General features: G+C 70.5%; 11 protein-coding genes. 8 read left to right on the top strand and 3 right to left on the bottom strand.

What is annotated here, in order from left to right; all coding sequences use genetic code 11:
* The first annotated feature begins 471 nt into the window (after positions 1 to 471).
* Positions 472 to 2,682 carry a type I secretion system permease/ATPase gene (locus tag F1D61_RS00870; RefSeq protein ID WP_203156115.1) on the top strand — a complete coding sequence of 737 codons (2,211 nt, stop codon included), beginning with the start codon at positions 472 to 474 and terminating at the stop codon, positions 2,680 to 2,682.
* 94 nt (positions 2,683 to 2,776) lie between these two features.
* Positions 2,777 to 4,192 carry an HlyD family type I secretion periplasmic adaptor subunit gene (locus F1D61_RS00865; RefSeq protein WP_246775660.1) on the top strand — a complete coding sequence of 472 codons (1,416 nt, stop codon included), beginning with the start codon at positions 2,777 to 2,779 and terminating at the stop codon, positions 4,190 to 4,192.
* A 261-nt stretch (positions 4,193 to 4,453) separates the two neighbouring features.
* Here the strand turns inward: F1D61_RS00865 and F1D61_RS00860 are convergent, their stop codons facing one another.
* Positions 4,454 to 5,794 (bottom strand): transposase, encoded by a 1,341-nt coding sequence (locus F1D61_RS00860; RefSeq protein WP_203156114.1) that lies wholly within the window; start codon positions 5,792 to 5,794, stop codon positions 4,454 to 4,456.
* Between the two features lie 331 nt (positions 5,795 to 6,125).
* Positions 6,126 to 7,493 (bottom strand): magnesium transporter, encoded by a 1,368-nt coding sequence (gene mgtE / locus F1D61_RS00855; RefSeq protein WP_203156113.1) that lies wholly within the window; start codon positions 7,491 to 7,493, stop codon positions 6,126 to 6,128.
* Positions 7,494 to 7,822: 329 nt separating this feature from the next.
* On the opposite strand from mgtE, the gene F1D61_RS00850 reads away from it, so the two are divergent.
* Positions 7,823 to 8,269: a low affinity iron permease family protein gene (locus F1D61_RS00850; RefSeq protein ID WP_203156112.1), complete on the top strand. Its 447-nt coding sequence runs from the start codon at positions 7,823 to 7,825 to the stop codon at positions 8,267 to 8,269.
* A gap of 7 nt (positions 8,270 to 8,276) precedes the next feature.
* On the opposite strand, the gene F1D61_RS00845 is transcribed toward F1D61_RS00850, so the two are convergent.
* Positions 8,277 to 8,705 (bottom strand): response regulator, encoded by a 429-nt coding sequence (locus F1D61_RS00845; RefSeq protein ID WP_246775659.1) that lies wholly within the window; start codon positions 8,703 to 8,705, stop codon positions 8,277 to 8,279.
* 379 nt (positions 8,706 to 9,084) lie between these two features.
* Here F1D61_RS00845 and pal point away from each other — a divergent pair, with 379 nt between their 5' ends.
* The 5 genes from pal to glmM all read left to right on the top strand — a co-directional run bounded on the left by pal (position 9,085) and on the right by glmM (position 15,555).
* Positions 9,085 to 9,630 carry a peptidoglycan-associated lipoprotein Pal gene (gene pal, locus F1D61_RS00840; protein ID WP_203156111.1) on the top strand — a complete coding sequence of 182 codons (546 nt, stop codon included), beginning with the start codon at positions 9,085 to 9,087 and terminating at the stop codon, positions 9,628 to 9,630.
* 218 nt (positions 9,631 to 9,848) lie between these two features.
* Entirely contained in the window at positions 9,849 to 10,802 is a 954-nt protein-coding gene (gene ybgF / locus F1D61_RS00835; RefSeq protein WP_203158856.1) for a tol-pal system protein YbgF, read from the top strand.
* A 10-nt stretch (positions 10,803 to 10,812) separates the two neighbouring features.
* On the top strand, positions 10,813 to 11,901 hold the full coding sequence (gene tilS / locus F1D61_RS00830) for a tRNA lysidine(34) synthetase TilS (RefSeq protein WP_432443196.1): 1,089 nt from the start codon (positions 10,813 to 10,815) through the stop codon (positions 11,899 to 11,901).
* A 150-nt stretch (positions 11,902 to 12,051) separates the two neighbouring features.
* The gene (ftsH, locus tag F1D61_RS00825) at positions 12,052 to 13,974 is read left to right on the top strand and encodes an ATP-dependent zinc metalloprotease FtsH (protein ID WP_203156110.1); all 1,923 of its coding nucleotides are present in this window, start codon (positions 12,052 to 12,054) and stop codon (positions 13,972 to 13,974) included.
* A 237-nt stretch (positions 13,975 to 14,211) separates the two neighbouring features.
* On the top strand, positions 14,212 to 15,555 hold the full coding sequence (gene glmM / locus F1D61_RS00820) for a phosphoglucosamine mutase (protein ID WP_203158854.1): 1,344 nt from the start codon (positions 14,212 to 14,214) through the stop codon (positions 15,553 to 15,555).
* Positions 15,556 to 15,727 lie beyond the last annotated feature (172 nt).

Raw genomic sequence — 15,727 nt, 5'->3', positions numbered from 1 at the left:
TCGTGGTCGATCCGTCGCGCCATCATGCACGAAGCGGGCCGGCAAGCCGCATGCAACCTGTGCGTTTGTCACCCGATCGGGCGCGGGGCGGGGCTGCGGAAAACCCCGGACACACCGATCCGCGTCATCCCGGTCGGTGGACGGGGCGTCGCCCGGCTCCAGGACCTGCGCGACGTTTCGCCCGCGGCCGGCTTCACGGGCCGTCGCCTCGCCTCGCCTGCGGAGAGGCAAGGTGGCGGTGCGGCCTGCCGCCGGATTGTCATGAAACCATCACCCGCCCCGGCCAAGAGATTTCCCGACGCAGCCGGCGTGAAATAATCGCGGCCCGCGAACTGTGCGGAACTCCGGCGCCACGGGCTGCTCCAGGCTGGTCACGAACGGCCGGATTCTCGTATACGTTGCGGCCCTGGACAGGGCGCGGCGAGAAGCCGGCGTCGGCAAGGCCGCGCCGCGGAGTTGGGGGGACGGGATATGGTGCAAGACGCGGCCGCACAGGCCGGCCCCGGCCAAGCGGCTCCGGGACCCGGGGAGCTTCCGGCGGCCCGGCCCGATTCCGGCCTCGGCGCGCTCGCCCTCGTCGCCTCGTTCCACCAGATTCCCTGCGAGCCGGCGCAAGTTCGCCACGATCTCGGCCTCGGCCAGAATCCGATGGGCGGCGTCGACATCGTCCGCGGGGCGCGCCGCCTCGGCCTCAAGGGCCGGCTGCTGGAGAAGCAGAAGCCCGCCCGGCTGGAATCCATCCCGCTCCCGGCGATCCTCGAGGTCGAGGACGGCCGCTTCGTCGTCCTCGGCCGTCGCCTCGATGACGGCAAGCTCCGCATCATCGATCCCGTCGCCCGCACCGCCGGCCACGTCGAGGCCGAGGCGTTCCTGCCCCGCTGGACCGGCACCGTCGTGCTCGTCGCGCGCCGGGCCAACCTCCAGACGGCGCTCCACAATTTCGGCCTGAGCTGGTTCGTCCCCTCGATCTGGCGCTACCGCAAGCCGCTCGCCACGGTGCTGGTCGCCTCGCTGTTCATCCAGCTCTGCGCGCTGATCACGCCGATCTTCTTCCAGATCACCATCGACAAGGTGCTGGTCCACCGCGGCTACTCGACCCTGACGCTGGTCGCCGTCGGCCTCGTGGTGCTCGGGCTGTTCCACGTCGTGCTGCAATACTTGCGCGGCTACATCCTCACCCATACTGCGAGCCGGATCGACGTCGAGCTCGGCGCCCGCCTGTTCGACCACCTGATGCGCCTGCCGCTCGGCTATTTCGAGACCCGGCCCGCCGGCCAGACCGTCGCCCGGGTGCGGGAGCTCGAGACGGTGCGCAACTTCCTCACCGGCCAGGCGCTGACCTCGGCGATCGACGTCCCGTTCACGCTGCTGTTCCTCGCCATCCTCTATTTCTACTCGCCGCTGCTGGCGCTGATCGTCACCTTGTCGATCCCGTGCTACATCCTGGTGGCGGTGCTGCTGCGGCCGATCCTGCGCGACAAGACGCTGGAGCGCTTCAACCGCTCGGCCCTGTCGAGCCAGTTCCTGATCGAGTCGGTGGTCGGCATCCACACCGTCAAGGCGCTCGCCGTCGAACCCACGCTGAAGAGCCAGTGGGAGGAGCGGCTCGCCGGATACGTCAAGACCTCGTTCGTCGCCGGCCTCGTCGCCAGCATCGGCCAGAACGCGATCCAGTACATCTCGAAGGTCACGACCGCGCTGGTGCTGTTCTTCGGCGCCTACGCGGTGATGAACGGCGAGATGACCGTCGGCAGCCTGATCGCCTTCAACATGATCATGGGCCAGGTCACCGCGCCGATCCTGCGCCTGTCCCAGCTCTGGCAGGATTTCCAGCAGGTCAAGGTGTCGCTGGAGCGCCTCGCCGACGTACTCAACTGCCCGCCCGAGACCCGGGCGCTGGCCCAGGCCCACCTGCCGCCGGCCAAGGGCCAGGTCACGGTGCGGGGCGTGTCGTTCCGCTACCAGCCCGGCACGCCGGAGGTCCTGAAGGACGTCAGCCTCGACATCCCGGCCGGCCAGGTCATCGGCATCGTCGGCCCGTCGGGCTCCGGCAAATCGACCTTCACCAAGCTGCTCCAGCGCCTCTACACCCCTGAGAAGGGCCAGGTGCTGGTCGACGGGGTCGACATCGCCCAGGTCGATCCGGCCTGGCTGCGGCGCCAGATCGGCGTCGTGCTCCAGGAAAACCTCCTGTTCAACAAGACGGTGTTCGAGAACATCGCGCTGGCCAATCCCGGCCTGTCGCGGGCCCAGGTGATGCAGGTGGCCCGCCTCGCCGGCGCCGACGAGTTCATCAACCGGCTGCCGCTCGGCTACGACACGCCGATCGAGGAGCGCGGCGCCAACCTCTCGGGCGGCCAGCGCCAGCGGCTCGCCATCGCCCGGGCGCTCGCCACCAATCCGCGCATCCTGATCCTCGACGAGGCGACCTCGGCCCTCGACTACGAGAGCGAGCGGATCATCCAGGACAACATGAAGCACATCGTGCGCGGCCGCACCGTCATCATCATCGCCCATCGCCTCGCGGCGGTGCGGATCTGCGACCGGATCATCGCCGTGCAGGACGGCCGCATCGTCGAGGACGGCACCCACCGCGAGCTGGTCGAGCGGCCGGCCTCGCTCTACGGCCGCCTCTGGCGCCTGCAATCCGACCACGGTTCAGCCCAGGGAGAGGCCGCGTGAGCGCCACCCCGCAACCCGCTGCCCCAACCTGCCGGCCCCGCGGCGCGGCGCCCCGCCGCCGGCCCGCTTCAGCCCGCGCGGCCTGTCCGAGCGCGTGCGCCGGCTCGCCGACGACCGCTCCGACCAGGAATTCCTGCCGGCGCATCTCGAGATCCTCGACACCCCGCCCTCGCCCTACGCGGTGGTGTTCACCTGGGTGATGTGCCTGATGTTCGGGGCGGCGCTCGTCTGGAGCATCTTCGCCAGGATCGACATCCACGCGGTCGCCACCGCCCGCATCCAGCCCTCCGGGCGCTCGAAGGTCGTGCAGCCCTTCGACACCGGTAAGGTCCAGACCATCGCGGTCGAGAACGGCAGCCGGGTCCAAGCCGGCGACGTGCTGCTGACCCTCGAGCCGACCGAGGCCGAGGCCGACCTGTCCTCGCGCCAGGGCGACCTCGCGGCCTTGGAGGCCCAGATCGCCCGGCGCCGCGCGACGATCGAGGCGGTGGAGAAGAACCTGCCGACCATCAAGGTGGAGTTCCCGGCCGCGGTGCCCCCGGCGGTGCGCGCCCGCGAGGAGGGCGCGATGCTGGCCGAGATCGGCCAGTACGTCACCACCCGCGAGGCGTTCGAGGCGCAGCTCGCCGAGAAGGCCGCGACGCAGGAGCGCTTCACCGCCAGCATCGCCGCGCGCCAGCGCCTCCAGGCGGTCTTGAGGGAACGCGCCGACATGCGCGAGACCCTGGTGGCCAAGTCCGCAGGCACCCGCGCGGCGGTGATCGACGCGGTGCAGCAAGTCGAGCAGGTCGCGGCCGATCTCGCCTACGACCGCGGGCAACTGACCGAGGCCAAGGCTGCCGCCACCTCGCTCCAGCGCCGCATCACCCAGCTCACCAGCGAGACCGTGGCGCGCCAGTACCAGGCGCTGACGGAAGCGGCGCAGAAGCGCGACGCCTTGGTGCAGGACGTGGTGAAGGCCACGCTCAAGCGCGAGCGCACCCAGCTCAAGGCGCCGATCTCCGGCACGGTGCAGCAGCTCGCCGTGACGACGCTGGGCCAGGTGGTCACCGCCGGCCAGCCCCTAATGGTGGTGGTGCCGACCGACGGGCCGATCGAGGTCGAGGCCCAGGTCCAGAACAAGGATATCGGCTTCATCCTGCCCGACCAGGAGGCGGTGGTGAAGATCGACGCCTTCCCGTTCACCCGCTACGGCTCGATCGAGGGCCGTGTGGTACGGGTCTCGCGCGACGCGGTCGACGACCGCGAGGCCGGCGGCGGCAGCGACGCCCTGTCGGTGGCGCGGGGCCAGGGGCTGAACCCGGTGACGGGCACGCAGAAGACCCAGAACCTGATCTTCCCGGTGACGGTGGCCCTGTCGCAGACCGTCATCAAGGCCGACGGCAAGGACGTGGCGCTGACGCCGGGCATGACCGCGACGGTGGAGATCCGCACCGGGCGGCGGCGGGTGATCGACTATCTGCTGTCGCCGGTACGCGAGACCACCTCGACGGCGGGGCATGAGCGGTGAGGGCGGGGTTCTGAAAGGGACTTGGCGGTCGCCGCGCTGAACCCTCCCCCGCAGAGCGGGCTAGTGGATTCACACTTCTCCTCTGAGAGCTAACCCATTGGGAGCAAAAGCGCTTCCCCTCCCACAAGGGGGAGGGGAGGTGCGCTACCTTCAATGGGGACATCACTCAGACCCGAAATGTGTGAATGCGCTAGCAGCCTGTCGGATTGGTATTTTGCTCTGACGGGCGTGTCGTTTGTGGGGGAGGGGGGCCGTGAGGCCTCAGGCGTGGCACAAGCGGTGGAGGCGGCGGCAGTTGTAGGCGAGGGCGACGATGGTCCATTCACCGGCGACGGGGCCGAGGCCGCGCAGGTGGAAGCGCAGGAAGCCCATGGCGCTCTTGATGATGCCGAAGACAGGTTCCACGGTCTGCTTGCGGCGCTTGTATAGAGCCTGACCATCGGGTGTCTCCAGCTTGGCCTTCATGTCCAGACGCCAGGGCTCCTTGATCTGCCGCTCGGGTTTGACGGCCGGCGGTGGCCGGAAGTCGTAGGGGCGATGCGGCTGGGTGCGCCCGATCGCCACCAAGGGGTCGATGCCGCGGGCCTGCAACTGTTCCACGCCCTCGCGGCTGCCAAAGCCGCAATCGGCCAGCACGGCGGCGGGCAGGCCGAGCGTGGGCTCCATTGCCAGGATGGTCGGGGCCAGGCTCGGCGCGTCCGAGGCGCTGGCGCTCAGGCCGGTGGCCAGGATGAGCTGGGAGCCCTCGGCGCACACCACCGCCTGGGCGTTGTAGGCCTGCCGGTACTCGGCCGTCCTGGAGCGGCGCATCAGCGCCGAGTCGGGATCGGTGAGGTTGCTTTGACGGTCGGCCGGCGGGGTCGGGTCGGGGGGCGACGGCGGTGGGCCGCGCCGGCCCTTGCGGGCGGCATGGGCGGCCTTCTTCTCCTCGTAGGCTGGGCGGGCCGCATCAGCCTCGGCTTGCGCCTGGGCTTCGAGGCGGGCGCAGGCCTCGTCGAGCTTGGCCTTGAGCACGTCGCGTCGGGCCAGTTCGCCAGGGAGGGCCTGGGGATCGGGCTCGGCATCGGCCGCTTCGGCCTGCGCGGTGAGCGCCGCGATGTCGGCGGCGAGCCGCTCGCGCAACGCGACCGCCCGGTCGTAGCGCACGGAACGGATCTTGGAGGCGTTGGCGTCGATCTTGGTGCCGTCGATCGACACCGTGCCCAGGCGCAAAAGCCCGGTCTCGCGGGCCAGCAACAGCACCTGCAGGAACGCCGCCTCGAAGGCTTGCGTGTTGGTCCGGCGGAAGGTGGCGATCGTGTCGTGGTCGGGATGCTGGTTGGCGGCGATGAAGCGCACCGCGATGTCGCGGTAGGTGGCGCGCTCGATGCGACGGGACGAGAACAGGCCGTTGGCGTAGCAATAGATCAGCAGGGCCAGCATCAGGCGGGGATTGTACTGCGGCTTGCCACCGGTGCGGCGGGGGATGGCAAAGCTGTGCAGGGGCACCCGCTCGACGGCGGCGATCACGAAGTGAGCGAGATCGTCGTCGGGGATCCAGGCTTTGAGGTCCGGCGGCAGCAGGAACGGCTGGTCGCGATCGAACGGGAGGAAGTTGGCCATGCCGAAAAGCTAACTCCTTCCGTGACCGATAGAAATCCTTTTGACGACCAGCCTGGCTGCTCATCAACCGGAACTCGGACCAGGCTAACCCGCCGCACCGCCTCGACACGCCCGATCCTGCCCCAGTCGTGAAATCTAGCCCCAACCCGACAGGCTGCTAGGCAGAGCGGGGAGGGTTCATGCTCCCGGCCGTTGCTCCCGCACGTCGCAGCCTATGGCATCCTGTACTGGAGAGTTGCGATCGGCCGCCGCTCTTGGTCATTGATTTCGGCGCGGCATTTCGACGAAGCGGTTCTGCTTCGTCGAAACGCACTCCCGACCGGGCACGCCTCTACAACAACGTCCCCTTCAGGATCACCAGTGCCACCGTGAAGTAGATCACCAGCCCCGACACGTCGACCAGGGTCGCGACGAACGGGGCCGAGGCGGTGGCGGGGTCGAAGCCGACGCGCTGGAGGATGAAGGGCAGCATCGAGCCGGTGAGCGAGCCGAACAGCACGATACCGACGAGCGCCGTGCCGACCGTGGCGGCGACCAGGAACCAGTGCTCGCCGTAATCGTAGAAGCCGAGCTTCTGCCAGATCACGATCCGCACCACGCCGATCGTGCCGAGGATCGCGCCCAGCGTCAGGCCGGCCGGGATCTCGCGGAGCGCCACCCGCCACCAGTCGGAGAGGCGCACCTGGTGGAGCGCCAGCGCCCGGATCAGCAGCGAGGTCGCCTGCGAGCCCGAATTGCCGCCCGAGCTCATGATGAGCGGGATGAACAGGGTCAGGACCAGCGCCTTCTCCAGCTCGCCCTCGAAGCCCTGCATCGCGCTGGCGGTCAGCATCTCGGAGAGGAACAGCACGCAGAGCCAGCCGGCGCGCTTGCGGATCATGGTCAGGAAGTTGATCGACATGTAGGGCTCGTCGAGCGCCTCCATGCCGCCGAAGCGCTGCACGTCCTCGGTCTGCTTCTGGATCATCGCGTCGATGACGTCGTCGACGGTGACGATGCCGACGACGTGGTTCGACGCGTCGACCACCGGGATCGCCAGGAGGTCGTATTTCGAGATCAGGCGGGCCGCCTCGTTGCGGCTGGCATCGGCCGAGACCACCACCGGGCGGCGGTTCGGCGCCACCGACAGGATGGTGTCCTCCGGGTTGCCGGTGATGAGGCGGCGAAGCGGCACCGCCTTGGCGAGCGCCCCGGTGCGCGGATCGAGCACGAAGATCGAGTAGACGGTCTCGCGGGTGCGCTCGACCTTGCGGATGTAGTCGAGGGTCAGCCCCACGGTCCAGGTCGTCGGCACGGCGACGAACTCGGTCGTCATGATCGAGCCGACGCTCTCCTCCGGATAGGCGATGAGCTTGTCCACCGCGCCGCGGGTCTCGGCGTCGAGGCGGGCGCGCAGGTCCGAGCGGCCCGGCTCCTCGATCTCCCGGATCACGTCGGTGACCCGGTCGGCCGACATGCCCGACAGGAACGAGGCGACGCGGTCGCGCGGCAGCATCTCGATGATGTCGGGGGCGCAGTCGAGCTCGGGCTGGTCCAGCACCTCGACGGCGCGGTCGTGCGGCAGGCTGAGCAGGATGGCGGCGGCCACCTCCGGCGCCTCCCGGTTCAGGGACTCGACGATGTCGGGGGCGCTCTCCTCGGCGAGGCGTGCGGCGAGGGCGGCGGGCTCGACGGGGGCGTCGATCACGGTGTCGATCATGGCTCACCTGTTCGGGGTGCTGGCGTCGGCCGGCCGTCCCCGGCCGGTCGCGGTGAGCCGCCGAAAGGCGAAGCGCGCGGGACCTCAGGCCGGAGACGGCAAGGGCGGTCGACTGTGACTGTCGCTCGGCATGGAGGGCGGGGCTGTCCGGGGATGCCCCGGCGCGAGAGCGCGCCGCGGGCGGCCCGTCACTGCGCCGGCCCGCCGGCCGCGTCAAGAGGGGAACCGGGAGCGCGGGATCCGAATTCGTAAGCGGGTATTCACCGGGCCGGAGCCCTTTGGAAACGTTGGGAAACCTTCCAGGATTCCGCGCCGTCACGGGGGCCGTGATGGTCACGACGCGCGTTCGCACCTTCTCGGATTTCGCCGCCTCGGTCGCCCGGGCGGCGGGCCGTCCCGGCACCTTCGCGGCGAGCCTGCTCCTGATCGCGGTCTGGGCGGTGACCGGCCCGCTGTTCCACTACTCGGATACTTGGCAGCTGATCATCAACACCGGCACGACCATCGTGACGTTCCTGATGGTGTTCCTGATCCAGAACACCCAGAATCGCGACGGTGCGGCGATCCAGGCCAAGCTCGACGAGCTGATCCGGGCGAGCGCGGCGCAGAACGCCTATATCGGCATCGAGCACCTGACCGAGGAGGAGCTCGATTCCTTGCGCGCCCGCTGCGAGGCGCGGGCGAGGGACTTCCGGATCACCGACGCGGCCGATGCCGCCGAGGAGAGTGCCAACGCCAAGGCGGCCGCCGCCGCCCGGGCCGCGACGGGAGCGTGAAGGCGCTTCATGCGCAGAGCTGGCGCGAGACCTCGATCTCGCTCGCCATCATCCGGGCGAGGCGCAGGATGTCGGCGATCACGAAGGGCTTGGTGACGAAGATGCTGCCGGGCACCGCCGGGCGGTTCAGGTTCGCGGTGGTCGAGGAATAGATCACCGGCCGGTGCGGCTGCATCTGCCGGTACGCCTCGGCCACGCTCCAGCCGTCGACGAGGCCCGGAAGCCGGATGTCGGTGAGGAGCCAGTCGATCCGGGCGCCGTGCTCCCGCAACAGGGTCAGCGCCGCCTCGCCGCTCGACGCGCTCAAGGTCGCGACGCCGTGCTGCTCGCACAGGGTCACCAGCAGCTCGAGCAGCATGTAGCTGTCCTCGACGATCAGGACGCAGGGCTTGAGGGCCGGCTGGGGCATGCGGGGCGAGGGCGGTGTCGCGGGCATTGCGGGCGAATCTCGATCGTCGGTTCGATGACGGTCGACGGTCCTAGTTAACGAAACGTCAATGGAGGCGGCTGGCGCCGTTGCAGGATTGCAACGCAGCAGCGGCATGCATCGCGGACCGCGTCTCGCGCCGCAGCGTAGCCGTATTTCGACGGTGTCTGGGGCTTGCCCCGCCACCCTGCCGGGGCTCGGCCTCGAAGCGGCGCGGGCCGCGCGGTCCCGCCGAGGGCGTAAGGCCCCGTCAAGCTTGACGGAACCTTCGCTTAACCGCCCGGGGCTATGGACGATGGCGTGTCGTGTTGCGGCGTCCCCGGGCTCTTCGTGCGGGTCGGGTCTTCGCCGGGTGCGGCCCCACGGGGCCGCCAGAGGAGTTTGGTCGATGCCGCTGCCGCTCGCGCCCCTGCGCGCGCTCAAGATCACCGCCGCCCTGGGGCTTGCCCTGTCGATGGCGGCCTGCTCGAGCAACAACGACCTGGCCGACGCCTCGGCGGCCTACGGGGCCGGCGGTGCCGGGGGAGCCGGCGGCTATGGCGGCCGCGGCGGGCCCGCGACGCCGGGCAGCGCCCAGGACTTCGTGGTCAATATCGGCGACCGGGTGTTCTTCGATTCCGATTCGACCGACCTGAACCCGACCGCCATCGCCACCCTCGACAAGCAGGCCCAGTGGCTCCAGCGCTACCCGCGCTACACCTTCCTGATCGAGGGCCATGCCGACGAGCGCGGCACCCGCGAGTACAACTTCTCCCTCGGCGCCCGCCGGTCGCAGGCCGTGCGCGACTACCTCGCCTCCCGGGGCATCGGGTCGAACCGCATGCGCACCGTCTCCTACGGCAAGGAGCGCCCGGTCGCGGTCTGCAACGACATCTCGTGCTGGTCGCAGAACCGCCGCGCGGTCACCGTGCTGGACGGCGGCGCGGGCTCGTGAGGCGAGGGCGGCCCACGCCGCCTCGTTCGTGAGGCAGACGGGACGGCAGGCGCCGTCCCTGTCGGTGTAAGTTGAACGGGACGGCAGGCGCCGTCCCTGTCGGACCAAGGTGAACGGGACGGCCTGCGCCGTCCCTTTTGCCGGGAGCCGCGGCATCTGCTAACCCGCGCTCCCGAGTGCGGACCCGCCGCCTGACCCGAGCCGTGATGCGCCCCGCCATGCTTCGCCGCCTGCTCCTCGCCCCCCTCGCCGTTTCAGGACTGGCCCTCGCCGCCGCATGCCCGGCCGCGGCCCAGGACGCCTCCGAGTTCGTGGTGCGCCTCAACCGGCTGGAGAACCAGTCGCGCCAGATGGCGGGCCAGATCGAATCGCTCCAGTACGAGAACCGCCAGCTCAAGGAGCAGCTGCGCAAGTTCCAGGAGGATGTCGAGTTTCGGTTCCAGGAATCGAAGGGCGGGCAGAAGCCCGCGGCCTCGACCCCGCCGACCAAGCCCCACAAGCGCAGCGACGCCTTCGACCCGTCGCAGAACCCCGATGCGCCGGGTGCGCCCCAGACCCTCGGCGCGACGACCCTCGGCGCGACGACCCCTGCCCAGGCACCCCGCTCGACCGCTCCCGCGACCCCGGGCACCACCGCCGCCCTGGCGCCGCCCCGTGCGGCGATCGAGGAGCCGGCACCCGAATACGGCGAGCCGGTGGACCTGCGCCCGCCGTCCCGCCCGGCCGCCGCCGCGCCGAGCCCGGCGCCGCGTCCCTCCGCCAGCGTCGCGGCCACCGGCAGCGGCGATGCGAAGGCGGATTACGAGGCGGCCTATGCCTACGTGCTCCAGCGCCAGTACGAGCAGGCCGAGATGAGCCTGCGCCAGTTCATCCAGTCGCATCCCCGCGATACCCTGGTGCCGGATGCGACCTACTGGCTCGGCGAGAGCTACCTGCAGCGCAACCGCACCCGCGAGGCGGCCGAGCAGTTCCTGAAGGTTTCGACCGACTACGCCCGCTCGCGCAAGGCGCCGGACGCGATGCTGAAGCTCGGCGCCTCGCTCAACGCCCTCGGCGCCCGCGAGCAGGCCTGCGCCACCCTGGCCGAACTGGAGCGCAAGTTCCCGCAGGCCTCCTCGACGGTGAAGCAGGGGGTCGACCGGGAGCAGCGGCGCGCGCGCTGCGCCGCGTGAGCGGCGGGGCGTGAGCCGCCCGGACGGGCCCGCTCCCGACGAACCCCTCAGTCATACAGAGGGCGCAGCGCTCCTCGAGCCCTGGATCGGACCGAGCTCGACCTGTCGTGGTGCCGTGCTGGCGGTGTCCGGCGGGCCGGATTCGACGGCGCTGATGGGCTGCGCCGCCGATCTCGCGCGGACGATTCCCATGATCGTCGCCACGATCGATCACGGCCTGCGCCCCGCCTCGGCCGAGGAGGCGGCGGGGGTCGCGGGCCTCGCCGCCCGGCTCGGGCTCACCCATCGCATCCTCGCCTGGACCGGCCCCAAACCCGCCGCGCGGCTCCAGGAAGCGGCGAGGGCGGCGCGCTACCGCTTGCTGGCCGGCCTCGCGCGGGAGACGGATGCCGACCTCGTCCTCACCGGCCATACCCTCGACGACCAGGCCGAGACCGTGCTGATGCGCCTCTGCGCCGGGTCCGGTCCCGCCGGCCTCGCCGGGATGGCGCCGTCCCGCGTCCTCGACGGCCTGACCCCCGATGGGCCGACCCTCGGCCGGCCCTTCCTCGGCGTGCCGAAGGCCCGCCTCGTCGCCACCTGCGGCGCCCGCGGCTGGCCGTTCGTGCGCGATCCCTCCAATGCCGATCCGCGCTTCGGCCGGGCGCGCCTGCGGCGCCTCATGCCGCGTCTCGCCGAGGAGGGGCTGACGCCCGAGCGCCTCGCCCGCCTCGCCGGGCGCCTGCGCCGCGACGAGGCCGCCCTGGCGCAGGCCGCCGCGTCGGCCCTCGGCGACCTGCGCCGGCCCCAGCCGGGCGGGGAGGGGCCCCTGACCCTCGACGGGCCCGGCCTCGCGGCGCTGCCGGACGCTTTGGCCCTGAGGGTCGTCGGCCTCGCCGTCGCCTCCCTGCGGGGCGAGGCGGACCAGGGTGGTCCTCGCGCCTATCCGCCGCGGCTGGAGCAACTGGAGCGGATCGTCCTCGGGGAGCTGCTGCCGGCCCTGCGCGGGGGAAAACCATGCCGGCGCACCGTCGCGGGGCTTCTCCTGGCGGCCGGCGGCGGCCGGCTGGCCTTGAGCCCCGCCCCGCCCCGGCGTCCCCCGGCCACGGATCCGGCCTGACCTCCGGAGGGGCGGGCCGGCCCGCGGCGACGCAGGGGCGGGCGATTACTTGGCAAGGCCCGGGTGGGTGCCTACATTGCGCTTCGAGTGCCGGTACCCCCAATCCAGCACGCCCGCCCGGTACCGCGCTCCTCAGGGATTGACTCTTCGATGAACCCCAATTTCCGCAATTTCGCCCTGTGGGTCGTCATCTTCCTGCTGGTGCTGGCCCTCGTGACCCTGTTCCAGAATCCGGGTCACCGCTCGGGCGGCGGGGAGATCGCCTACAGCCAGCTCCTGAACGACGCCGACCAGGGTCGCATCCAGAGCGTGGTCATCTCCGGCCAGGAGGTGAGCGGCACCTATACGAGCGGCGGCACCTTCACGACCTACGCGCCGAACGACCCCTCGCTGGTGTCGAAGCTCCAGGGCAAGGGCGTGACCATCACCGCCCGTCCGCCGTCGGACAACACGCCGTGGTTCATCGCGCTGCTCGTCAACTGGCTGCCGATCCTGGTGTTCATCGGGGCCTGGATCTTCCTGTCGCGCCAGATGCAGTCCGGCGCCGGCCGGGCCATGGGCTTCGGCAAGTCCAAGGCGAAGCTGCTGACCGAGGCCCATGGCCGCGTCACCTTCGAGGACGTGGCGGGCGTCGACGAGGCCAAGGAGGACCTGCAGGAGATCGTCGAGTTCCTGCGCGACCCGCAGAAGTTCCAGCGCCTCGGCGGCCGCATCCCCCGCGGCGTGCTGCTGGTCGGCCCCCCCGGCACCGGCAAGACCCTGATCGCCCGGGCGGTCGCGGGTGAGGCCAACGTGCCGTTCTTCACCATCTCGGGCTCGGACTTCGTCGAGATGTTCGTCGGCGTCGGCGCCAGCCGTGTCCGCGACATGTTCGAGCAGGCGAAGAAGAACGCCCCCTGCATCATCTTCATCGACGAGATCGACGCCGTCGGCCGCCACCGCGGCGCAGGCCTCGGCGGCGGCAACGACGAGCGTGAGCAGACCCTCAACCAGCTCCTCGTCGAGATGGACGGCTTCGAGGCCAACGAGGGCATCATCATCATCGCGGCGACCAACCGCCCCGACGTGCTCGATCCGGCCCTGCTGCGTCCCGGCCGCTTCGACCGCCAGATCATCGTGCCGAACCCCGACGTGATCGGCCGCGAGCGCATCCTGCGCGTCCACGTGCGCAAGGTCCCACTCTCGCCCGACGTCGACCTGAAGGTGATCGCCCGCGGCACCCCCGGCTTCTCGGGCGCCGACCTGATGAACCTCGTCAACGAGGCGGCCCTGCTGGCGGCCCGCCGCGGCAAGCGCATCGTCACGATGCACGAGTTCGAGGACGCCAAGGACAAGGTCATGATGGGCGCCGAGCGGCGCACCCTGGTCATGACCGAGGACGAGAAGCGGCTCACCGCCTACCACGAGGGCGGCCACGCCATCGTCGCCTTCAACGTCCCGGCGACCGATCCCGTCCACAAGGCGACGATCATCCCGCGTGGCCGGGCGCTGGGCATGGTCATGCAGCTGCCGGAGCGCGACAAGCTGTCGATGTCCTTCGAGCAGATGACCTCGCGCCTCGCCATCATGATGGGCGGCCGCGTCGCCGAGGAGATGATCTTCGGCCACGACAAGGTCACCTCCGGCGCCCAGTCGGACATCGAGCAGGCGACGCGGCTCGCCCGCATGATGGTGACCCGCTGGGGCTTCTCGCCTGAGCTCGGCACCGTCGCCTACGGTGAGAACAACGACGAGGTCTTCCTCGGCATGCAGGTCAACCGGCAGCAGAACGTGTCGGAGGCCACCGCCCAGAAGATCGACGCCGAGGTCCGACGCCTGGTCGAGGCCGGCCTCCAGGATGCCCGCCGCATCCTCGAGGAGCGCCGCGCCGATCTCGAGGCCCTGGCCCGCGGCCTGCTCGAATACGAGACCCTGTCGGGCGACGAGATCCGCGGTCTCCTCGACGGCAAGCCCCCGGTGCGCGATGCCGGCGACTACCCGACGAACCCGTCGCGCGGCTCGCCGGTCCCCTCCGCCGGCCGCGGCCGGCCGCGGGAGAACGACGGCGGCTACGAGCCGCAGCCGCAGGCGTGACGAAACGTCGAACGTGATGACGGGGGCGGCGGGAGCGATTCCGCCGCCCCTTTCTGTTGAGGGGTCCTGCGCGCACGCTCTTGCGCGGTGGCCTCAAAATAACCCAGACCGCGAAACACCCTGGACCGACGGGACCCGCATCGGGACCATGTCGGCCGGACGGAGCGGCACCGGCCTTGCGCCGCGTCGCCGGACGGTGGGCCGGACGGCCCGGAACGGCACATGGAGTTCACAGGCGTGCGCAAGTATTTCGGGACCGACGGCATCCGGGGCCGGGCCAACGGCGTCATCACGCCGGAACTCGCGCTCAAGGTGGGACAGGCCGCCGGGCTCGTGTTCCAGCGCGGAGACCACCGCCACCGGGTGGTGATCGGCAAGGATACCCGCCTGTCGGGCTACATGATCGAGACCGCCCTGGTGGCGGGCTTCACCTCGGTCGGGATGGACGTGCTGCTGCTCGGCCCGATGCCGACGCCGGCCGTCGCGATGCTGACCCGGTCGATGCGCGCCGATATCGGGGTGATGATCTCGGCCTCGCACAACCCGTTCGAGGATAACGGCATCAAGATCTTCGGCCCCGACGGGTTCAAGCTCTCCGACGAGGTCGAGCGCGAGATCGAGCGCCTGATCGACACGAGCCTGCACACGAAGCTCGCCGGATCGAACGATCTCGGCCGGGCCAAGCGCATCGAGAGCGTGCATGCGCGCTACATCGAGTTCGCCAAGCGTACGCTCCCGCGCAACCTCACCCTCGACGGATTGCGGGTCGTGGTCGATTGCGCCAACGGCGCCGCCTACCGGGTCGCGCCCGAGACCCTGTGGGAGCTCGGCGCCGAGGTGATCGCCATCGGCACCGAGCCGGACGGCTTCAACATCAACCGCGACGTCGGCTCGACCGCCCCCGAAGCGCTGGTCGGCAAGGTGCGCGAATTGCGCGCCGATATCGGCATCGCGCTCGACGGCGACGCCGACCGGGTCCTGATCGTCGACGAGAAGGGCCAGCGGGTCGACGGCGACCAGCTGATGGCGGTGGTGGCCCGGTCCTGGCAGGAGGACCAGCGGCTGACCAAGAACGGCATCGTCGCCACCATCATGTCGAATCTCGGCCTCGAGCGCTATCTCGGCGGCCTCGGCCTCGGGATGGTCCGCACGGCGGTGGGCGACCGCTACGTCCTCGAGCACATGCGCGAGCACGGCTACAATCTCGGCGGCGAGCAATCCGGCCACATCATCATGTCGGATTACGCCACCACCGGCGACGGGCTGGTGGCGGCGCTCCAGCTCCTCTCGGTGGTGCAGCGCCAGCAGCGTCCGGTGAGCGAGGTCTGCCACTGCTTCGACCCGCTGCCGCAGGTGCTCAAGAACGTGCGCTACGGCGCCGGCGGCGAGCCCCTGCGGCAGGATTCCGTCGTCACCGCCATCGAGGGCGCCCGGCAGCGCTTGGGCGAGGGTGGCCGCCTCGTCATCCGGCCGTCCGGCACCGAGCCGGTGATCCGCGTGATGGCCGAGGGCGACGACCGCGACCTCGTGGTGCAGGTGGTCGACGACGTCGTCGAGGCCCTGCGCAAGGTCGCGGCCTGACCGGAGGGGAGCCGGAACGGAGACCTGCCACGGTCTCCGTTCCGCTGCAGCCGCCACGCGAGCTTTCAGCAAATTTACGCGCAAGAGATGTTTCGTGCGGGCTCACCTCCGCGTGCGCCCGCACGAGCGACGATCCGGATCAATCAAGTGCAACTCTTTCTCAGCCCTAAGG

It is taken from the genome of Methylobacterium aquaticum, from assembly GCF_016804325.1.
GTDB classification, from domain to species: domain Bacteria; phylum Pseudomonadota; class Alphaproteobacteria; order Rhizobiales; family Beijerinckiaceae; genus Methylobacterium; species Methylobacterium aquaticum_C.
Note: the sequence above shows the minus strand (reverse complement) of the source record. Positions and strands in the feature narration are given on the sequence as shown.